4 protein-coding genes are annotated in these 8,089 nt (G+C 61.8%); 3 read left to right on the plus strand and 1 reads right to left on the minus strand.

The features are described 5' to 3' along the window. Positions 1–41: 41 nt before the first annotated feature. Positions 42–2,294 (minus strand): TonB-dependent siderophore receptor, encoded by a 2,253-nt coding sequence (locus SOM48_RS16445; protein WP_320512325.1) that lies wholly within the window; start codon positions 2,292–2,294, stop codon positions 42–44. A 252-nt stretch (positions 2,295–2,546) separates the two neighbouring features. Between SOM48_RS16445 and fes the strand changes: the two genes are divergently transcribed. Genes fes through entF form a run of 3 tightly spaced genes read left to right on the plus strand, consistent with a single transcriptional unit; the run spans position 2,547 to position 7,893 of the window. Next, complete coding sequence (gene fes / locus SOM48_RS16450) at positions 2,547–3,746, plus strand: enterochelin esterase (RefSeq protein WP_320512326.1); 1,200 nt, start codon at positions 2,547–2,549, stop codon at positions 3,744–3,746. A gap of 33 nt (positions 3,747–3,779) precedes the next feature. Then, a complete protein-coding gene (locus SOM48_RS16455) occupies positions 3,780–3,995 on the plus strand; it encodes an MbtH family protein (protein ID WP_139568061.1) in 216 nt (71 codons plus the stop codon). Positions 3,996–4,005: 10 nt separating this feature from the next. Beyond that, the gene (entF, locus tag SOM48_RS16460; protein ID WP_320512327.1) at positions 4,006–7,893 is read left to right on the plus strand and encodes an enterobactin non-ribosomal peptide synthetase EntF; all 3,888 of its coding nucleotides are present in this window, start codon (positions 4,006–4,008) and stop codon (positions 7,891–7,893) included. The last annotated feature ends 196 nt before the right edge of the window (positions 7,894–8,089 follow it).

The following is an 8,089-nucleotide window of genomic DNA, read 5'->3' on the forward strand; positions in this document are numbered from 1 at the left end:
GCAATGACGGGGCCTTCTCTTTGTAGCCGCTCAGGCTCTCATCAGAAGTGAGTGTTGATGCCCATAAACCAGGTGCGTCCCGATTCGTTATAGGTCTCTGCGCCCGCGCCATACATATAGCCGGTAGTGCCGCCGGTGCTCTGGGCATTGCCCGCGCGCCAGTGGCGCTTATCAAACACGTTATCGACGCCGGCGGTCAGGCTGACGTTTTTGTTCACGTCCCAGGTGCCGCTGAGTCCCACAATGCTGTAGGGGCTCACTTCGTTCGTCGCTGAGCCGGTCACGCGCTGGCCTTTGTAGTCATACTTCTTCGGCTGCTGCTTGCCGTACCAGGTAAAGGTCGACTGCAGAGAAACATCCTGTGTCACCTGCCAGCTCAGCGTCGAGTTAAGCGTATAGGCCGGAATGATGGAGAGCCGCTCGCCGGTGGTTTTGTTCTTGCTTTGCAGCATATAGGTGAAGTTGTTGCTCCAGGCCACCGTTTCAGAAACCGGCACGTTCAGCGTACCCTCCAGCCCTTCAACCACCGCTTTCGGCACATTTTCCCACTGGTAGATATCGGTTTTGGTCGCGCCCGCCGCCGTTTGCGCCATCGGTGAGTAACCCGCTTCAATCTTATTGCGGTAATCGTTACGGAACCAGGTCACACCGGCCAGCCAGTCATCATGTTTGAACTCAAGACCAATCTCTTTATTGATACTGGTCTCCGCTTCCAAATCGTCATTACCCATCATGTAACAACCGACGCCGTTGCCGCTGGCGTAGCACCCCTGGCCCTTGCTGTAGAGAATGTAATTCGGGTTGGTCTGGTAGAGGCTCGGCGCTTTATACGCGCGGCCAATGCCCATTTTCAGGGTGAAATCATCGCCTAATCCCTGCGAGAGGTTCAGCGACGGGCTCCAGTTATCGCCAACAATGGTGTGATGATCGAAACGCAGCGCCGGGGTCAGCATGGTGCTGTCGGTCAGCTCCATATTGTCTTCGGCAAAAATAGAGTAGATATCGGCGCTAGAGTAGGGGCTGCGGTTGGTGCTGCTCAGCCCGCTAATCGCCCCGCCCTGGAAGGCCTGGGTATTGGAAGCGAGATCTTTCATCCGCTGCTGGTTCCATTCGGTACCCAGTGTCAGGGTCTGGTTAACCAGCAGATCCAGCGGCAGGTTCACCTCGTTGTGCAGCATCACATCGGAGAGGTCGATATCGGTGAATTTATTACTGTTGAAAAGCCCTTCCAGCCCGCCCGCCAGTCCTTCGCCCAGACGCGAGTTGCGCGTGTGCTCATACTGGATCCAGTTGCTGGTGGTGATCCCGTTATCCCAGCCGCCATTCCAGGTGACGGAGTAGTTCTGGCGATAGAGACGGTTGGTCTCTTTGCCGTAGTTCTCGCGCACGTAGTTATTGCTGCTGCTGTCGTTATTGGTGTTTTGTGTATCGCCCGCGTAGAGGTTGCCCTGGCGGCTGTAGCCCGCCTGGAACTCCAGCGACTGCATCGGCGCGAAATCCCAGCGCACCACACCATTAATATCTTTATTGATTGAGCCTTCGCGCCCGGCGGCAAGGGTATTGGCGTAAATCCCGGTGCGTTCAGACTGGTGATCGCGGTTGATATCCCACGCATCGGCCTGGGTTTTCGCCAGGTTGCCATAGAGGCGGAAGCTGACATCATCGCCCAGCGGGCCGCTGAGGCTAAAGTCGGTGCGTTTGGTGGCACCTTCCGCTTTATGCTCCGGCGCGTTGACGTAGGCGTTCCATGACCCATGCCACTCCTGGGCACTATCTTTTTTGGTGATAATATTCACCACACCGCCCGCCGCGCCGTTACCGTAACGCACGGCCGCCGGGCCGCGGATCACTTCGATGCGCTCAATCATCTCTGCCGGCACCCAACTGGTGTCGCCGCGGCTGTCGCGCTCGCCGCGCCAGCCTAAGCGCACCGAGTTACGGCTGGTGACCGGTTTGCCATCGACCAGGATCAGGGTGTTTTCCGGGCCCATACCGCGAATGTCGATCTGGCGGTTGTTGCCCCGCTGGCCGCTGGTGGCGTTGCCGGTTAAGTTAACGCCCGGCATCTTGCGGATAATCTCCGACACATCACGGGCTGGCGGGTTCTTACGAATTTGATCGGCGGTGATGGTCGACACGCCGGGCGCCTGGAGGTTTTGCTGTGCCGCTGTGACGACGATAGTGTCCGCGCTGCTGGCGTCGCTGCTCTTCTCATCCGCCGCCATCACGGGCATTGCCGCGCCGTAGATCCCGAGGTTGACCAGCAAGGTCAGGGATTTCATCTTCTTATTCATTATGTTACCTGCGTTCCTTTGCCGTATCCCCGTAACTCTCCATTCCCAGGGGAGAGGAGACGGCAGTGATGAAGCCCGCGCGCGGCAATTCTCTCAGCCCTGAGAAAAAAGGCCTGCGACAGGCAGAGTTAGGTGAAAGATGCGCTTCCCACAGCGCGCCAATACGCTATTGCAAATAAGAATAGTTATCAATAATATTATCTATAAATTTTGATCGATAAAAATAAGTCCGCAGCGATTTGGGGTTAAACCGTGACGTCAACGACGGGAAGCGATGCCTGGTGGGCGTCAAAACAGGGGCCGGAGTGGGTTAAAACCGCCGACGGGCGCTATGAAGTGACCTTCTGGTGGCGCGATCCGGCGGGGTCTGAGCAGACTTCGCGCCTGCGCCGGGTCTGGATTTACATCACTGGTGTTACCGATCACCATCAACAAGCGCAGCCGCAATCACTGGCACGCATCGCCGGAAGCGATATCTGGTGCTGGAAAACCCCCCTCGAAGCGGGCTGGCGCGGCAGCTACTGCCTGATCCCCTCTGAACAGGATAACGATTTCGCCGATACCGTTTTCGCCAGCATGCCGCCGGATCGCGCGGCGCTGCGTGAAGGGTGGCGCAAACTGCTGCCGCGCGCGGTTGCCGACCCGCTGAATGCGCAAAGCTGGCGCGGCGGACGCGGGCATCCGGTCTCGGCGCTGGAGATGCCCGGCGCACCGCCTCAGCCCGGCTGGCAGGCAACCGATACCGCTTTTACCCCTCCTCATCTGTTGCACTGGCAGAGCCCGCGGCTGCAAAACCGCCGCCGCGTGTGGGTCTATGCCACCGGCGAGGCGCAGGGTGCTGAACGGCCGCTGGCGATCCTGCTCGACGGTCAGTTCTGGGCCGAAAGCATGCCGGTGTGGCCTGCGCTGGCAGCGCTGACTAACGCCCGCCAGTTGCCGCCCGCGGTCTATGTGCTGATTGACGCCATCGATAATGCTCAGCGCAGCCAGGAGCTGCCCTGTAATGCCGATTTCTGGCTGGCGGTGCAGGAGGAACTCTTGCCGCAGGTACGCGAAATTGCGCCCTTCAGCGATCGTGCCGATCGCACGGTGGTGGCGGGGCAGAGTTTCGGCGGGCTTTCAGCGCTCTATGCCGCTCTGCACTGGCCGACGCGCTTTGGCTGCGTGCTGAGCCAGTCCGGCTCTTACTGGTGGCCACATCGCGGCGGCGAGGGTGAAGGGCTGCTTATCCAACAACTCAAACAGGGTGAAATAGGCCCGCAGGGGCTGCGCATCGTGCTTGAAGCCGGGGTGCGCGAGCCGCTGATTTTTCGCACCAACCAGACCCTTTTATCCCTTTTACAACAGACACAGCAGCGGGTTTTCTGGCGTCAGGTTGACGGCGGACATGATGCGCTTTGCTGGCGAGGCGGGCTGACGGCGGGGTTAATTACCCTCTGGCAGCCGCTGTAACGCCAGGGCGCTTTTCCACGACAGGAGTTTGCTATGGAGTTCACCAACCCCTTCGATCATCCGCAAGGGCGGTTTTATATTCTGCAAAACAGCGCGCAGCAGTGCAGTTTGTGGCCCGCGCAGTGCGCACTGCCCGCAGGCTGGCGCGTTATCTGCGAGCCGCAATCGCAGGCGGCCTGCAACGACTGGCTGGCCGCACACTGGCAGAGCTTAACCCCGGCGCACTATGCGCACCCCCACGCGCAATAAGGAGCGGAAGATGAGCGAACGTTTACCGCTGGTCGCCGCCCAGCCGGGGATCTGGATGGCAGAAAAACTCTCCTCGCTGCCCAATGCCTGGAGCGTGGCGCACTATGTTGAGCTTGAGGGCGATATCGATGCCGTGCAGCTCAGCGAGGCGATTGTCACTGGCCTGATGCAGGCTGACACGCTGCGCATGCGTTTTACTGAAGATAACGGCGAAGTGTGGCAGTCGGTCGATGAGACGCTGACCTTTGCCGCGCCTGCGATTGCCGACCTGCGCCAGCAGGGCGATGCACACAGCGCCGCGCTGGCGCTAATGCAGGCCGATCTGGCGCAAAACCTGCGCGTGGAGAGCGGCAAACCGCTGGTGCACCACCAGCTGATGCGCGTCGGCGAGCGGCGCTGGTACTGGTATCAGCGTTATCACCATTTGCTGGTCGATGGCTTCAGTTTCCCCGCCATAACCCGCCAGATTGCCGCTATTTATACCGCCTGGCGACGTGGCGAGCCGACGCCCGCCTCGCCATTTACCTCTTTTGCTGAGGTCGTCGAAGAGTATCAACGCTATCAGGGCAGCGATGCCTTTACGCGCGATGCCGCTTTCTGGGCAGAGCAGCGGCGCGCGCTTCCGCCGCCGGTGTCGCTCTCCAGCGAACCGCTACCGGGGCGCGCGGCAACTACCGATATTCTTCGCCTCAATGTCGCCCTGGAGAGCGCAGCCTTTCGCCGCCTGAGCCAGGCGATGGCAAACACGACGCCCGCCGATCTGGCGCTGGCCTTAGTGGCGCTCTGGCTGGGCAGGCTGTGCGGACGCACCGATTATGCCGCCGGGTTTATCTTTATGCGCCGCATGGGGTCGGCAGCGCTCACCGCCACCGGCCCGGTGCTTAACGTCCTGCCGATGGGGATTCATCTGGATGGCACGCAAACGCTGCCGGAGCTGGCCAGCGACCTTGCCCGAACGCTTAAAACAATGCGCCGCCACCAGCGCTACGACGCGGAGCAGATCGTGCGCGACGCCGGGCGCGCGGCGGGGAGTGAGCCGCTGTTCGGCCCGGTGCTGAACGTCAAACTGTTTGATTACCAGCTCAGGCTCGACGGCATCCAGGGCATTACCCACACCTTAGCCACCGGGCCGGTCAACGATCTGGAGATCGCGATCTTCCCGGATGAGGCGGGCGGGCTGTCGCTGGAGGTGCTGGCGAACCGCAGCCGCTACGATGAGGCGACGCTCAACACCCACGTTGCGCGCCTTGCCCAGCTGTTGCAGCAGTTTGCCGACAACCCGGCGCGGCGCTGCGGCGATGCGGAGCTGCTCACCGCGAAAGAGGCGGAACAACTCTCGCAGATCAACGCCACCGCCGTGTCGCTGCCCGCCAAAACTCTGAGCGAGCTGGTGGCACAGCAGGCGGTGAAAACGCCCGATGCCCCGGCGTTATCCGATGCCCGCTGGCGCTTCAGCTACCGGGAGATGCGCGAGCAAGTGGTGGCGCTGGCGAACCAGCTACGCGCGCTGGGCGTGCAGCCTGGCGACAGCGTGGCGGTTGCGCTGCCGCGCTCGGTTTTCCTGACGCTCGCGCTGCATGGCATTGTTGAAGCGGGCGCCGCCTGGCTGCCGCTCGACACCGGCTACCCCGACGATCGCCTGCGCATGATGCTGGAGGATGCCCGTCCGCGTCTTTTAATCACCACCGACGATCAGTATGCGCGCTTTGCCGATATTCCTGGGCTGGCGCACTTCTGCTACGACGCGCCGCTGGAGAGCAATGGAGCTGAGACGCTCAATCTGGCACGCCCGGAGCAGACGGCTTATATCATCTTCACCTCCGGCTCCACCGGGCGACCAAAAGGGGTGATGGTCGGGCATACCGCTATCGTCAACCGCCTGCTGTGGATGCAGGCGGCCTACCCGCTTAGCGCTAACGATGTGGTGGCGCAAAAAACACCGTGCAGTTTTGATGTGTCGGTGTGGGAGTTCTGGTGGCCGTTTATCGCCGGGGCCAGCCTGGTGATGGCCGAGCCGGAGGCGCACCGCGATCCGCAGGCATTACAAGCCTTCTTTGCTGAAGCGGGTGTGACGACCACCCACTTTGTACCCTCGATGCTGGCGGCCTTTGTCGCCTCGCTGACGCCGGAAAGCGCGCAGCAGAGCTGCCGCACGCTGAAGCAGGTTTTCTGTAGCGGCGAAGCGCTGCCCGCCGATCTCTGCCGCGAGTGGGAAGCCTTAACCGGCGTGGCGCTGCATAATCTTTATGGCCCGACGGAGGCGGCAGTGGATGTCAGCTTCTATCCGGCGTATGGCGAGACGCTGGCGCAGGTGCGCGGCAACAGCGTGCCGATTGGTTACCCGGTGTGGAACACGGGGCTGCGCATTCTGGATGCGATGATGCGCCCGGTGCCGTTCGGCGTGGCGGGCGATCTCTATCTCACCGGCATTCAGCTGGCGCAGGGCTATCTTGGTCGCCCGGATCTGACCGCCAACCGCTTTATTGCCGACCCCTTTGCGCCGGGCGAGCGCATGTACCGCACCGGCGATGTCGCCCGCTGGCTGGAGAGTGGCGCGGTGGAGTACCTGGGGCGCAGCGACGATCAGCTGAAAATTCGCGGTCAGCGCATTGAACTGGGCGAGATTGACCGGGCAATGCTGGCACTGCCGGATATCGCTCAGGCGGTGGCCCATGCTTGCGTCTTTAACCAGGCGGCGGCGAGCGGCGGCGATGCCCGCCAGCTGGTTGGCTACCTGGTCTCTTCATCTGCTCAGCAACTGGATACGGCTGCACTGCTGGAGCAACTGCGCGCGCAGTTACCGGCGCATATGGTGCCGGTGCTGTTAATGCAGGTGAGCGCGCTGCCGCTTAGCGCGAACGGTAAGCTCGATCGCAAAGCGCTGCCGCTGCCCGCCTTACAAGCAGAGCAGGGCGGTCGCCCGCTCAATGCCGGAATGGAAACGCAGGTGGCACAGGCTTTTGCCGCACTGCTGGGCTGTGAAGTGAATGATGCGCAGGCGGATTTCTTCGCCCTTGGCGGCCACTCGCTGCTGGCGATGCGCCTTGCCGCGCAGCTTAGTCGCCAGTGCGACCGCCAGGTAACGCCGGGGCAGATTATGGTCGCGCCGACGGTAGAGAAGCTGGCCGCACTGCTGGAACAGCCGCTCTCAAATGAGCAGGCCGGGCGGCTTGGGCTGGAAGCGGTGCTGCCGCTGCGCGAAAGCGCGGGGCCGACGCTCTTCTGCTTCCATCCGGCCTCCGGTTTCGCCTGGCAGTTCAGCGTGCTGGCGCGCTATCTTGCGCCGCGCTGGTCGATTACCGGCATTCAATCTCCGCGTCCGGATGGGCCGCTACAGCAGGCGGCAACGCTGGATGAAGCCTGCGATCAACAGCTGGCGACGCTGCTGGCGCAGCAGCCGCAGGGGCCTTACTACCTGTTCGGTTACTCCCTTGGCGGGACGCTGGCGCACAGCATTGCGGCGCGGCTGCGACAGCGCGGCGAAGAGGTGGCCTTCCTCGGGCTGCTCGATACCTGGCCGCCGGAGACACAAAACTGGGCAGAGAAAGAGGCCAACGGCCTTGATCCCGCCGTGCTGGCGGAGATTGAGCGCGAGCGCCAGGCGTTTCTCGCCGCGCAGCAGGGGCAGGCCTCCACAGAACTCTTCTCGCAGATTGAGGGGAATTACGCCGATGCGGTGCGGCTGTTGACCACTGCGCACAGCGTGCCGTTTGATGGTAAAGCCACGCTGTTTGTCGCCGAGCGCACCCTGCCGCCCGGCACCGACCCGCAACGCGCCTGGGCACCCTGGGTGCGCGAGCTGGCGGTGTACCGGCAGGATTGCGCCCATGTCGATATCATCTCCCCGCAGGCGTTCGGGCAGATCGGGCCAGTGTTGAGGGAGTTATTGGAGAGGTAAAAAACCATGTAGGCCGGATAAGCGTTTACGCGCCATCCGGCGATGGGGTTACCCCGGTGGAATGGTTCCGTTCACCAGAGATTGGGGAGTTTCATTAATCTCTTATGCGGTGAACGGGACAAGGGGGGGACCGTGTATGAACCGGTCACATGGGTTACAGATCTGACCGGTCACATGGGTGACACTTTTTACTTCA

Source organism: Kosakonia sp. CFBP8986, assembly GCF_034044935.1.
In the GTDB taxonomy this organism is placed as follows: domain Bacteria; phylum Pseudomonadota; class Gammaproteobacteria; order Enterobacterales; family Enterobacteriaceae; genus Kosakonia; species Kosakonia cowanii.

Excerpts from the sequence above, each read along its gene's own strand:
- SOM48_RS16445 (WP_320512325.1), bottom strand. The coding sequence starts at position 2,294 with ATGAATAAGAAGATGAAATCCCTGACCTTGCTGGTCAACCTCGGGATC.
- SOM48_RS16455 (WP_139568061.1), top strand. The coding sequence starts at position 3,780 with ATGGAGTTCACCAACCCCTTCGATCATCCGCAAGGGCGGTTTTATATT.
- entF (WP_320512327.1), top strand. The coding sequence starts at position 4,006 with ATGAGCGAACGTTTACCGCTGGTCGCCGCCCAGCCGGGGATCTGGATG.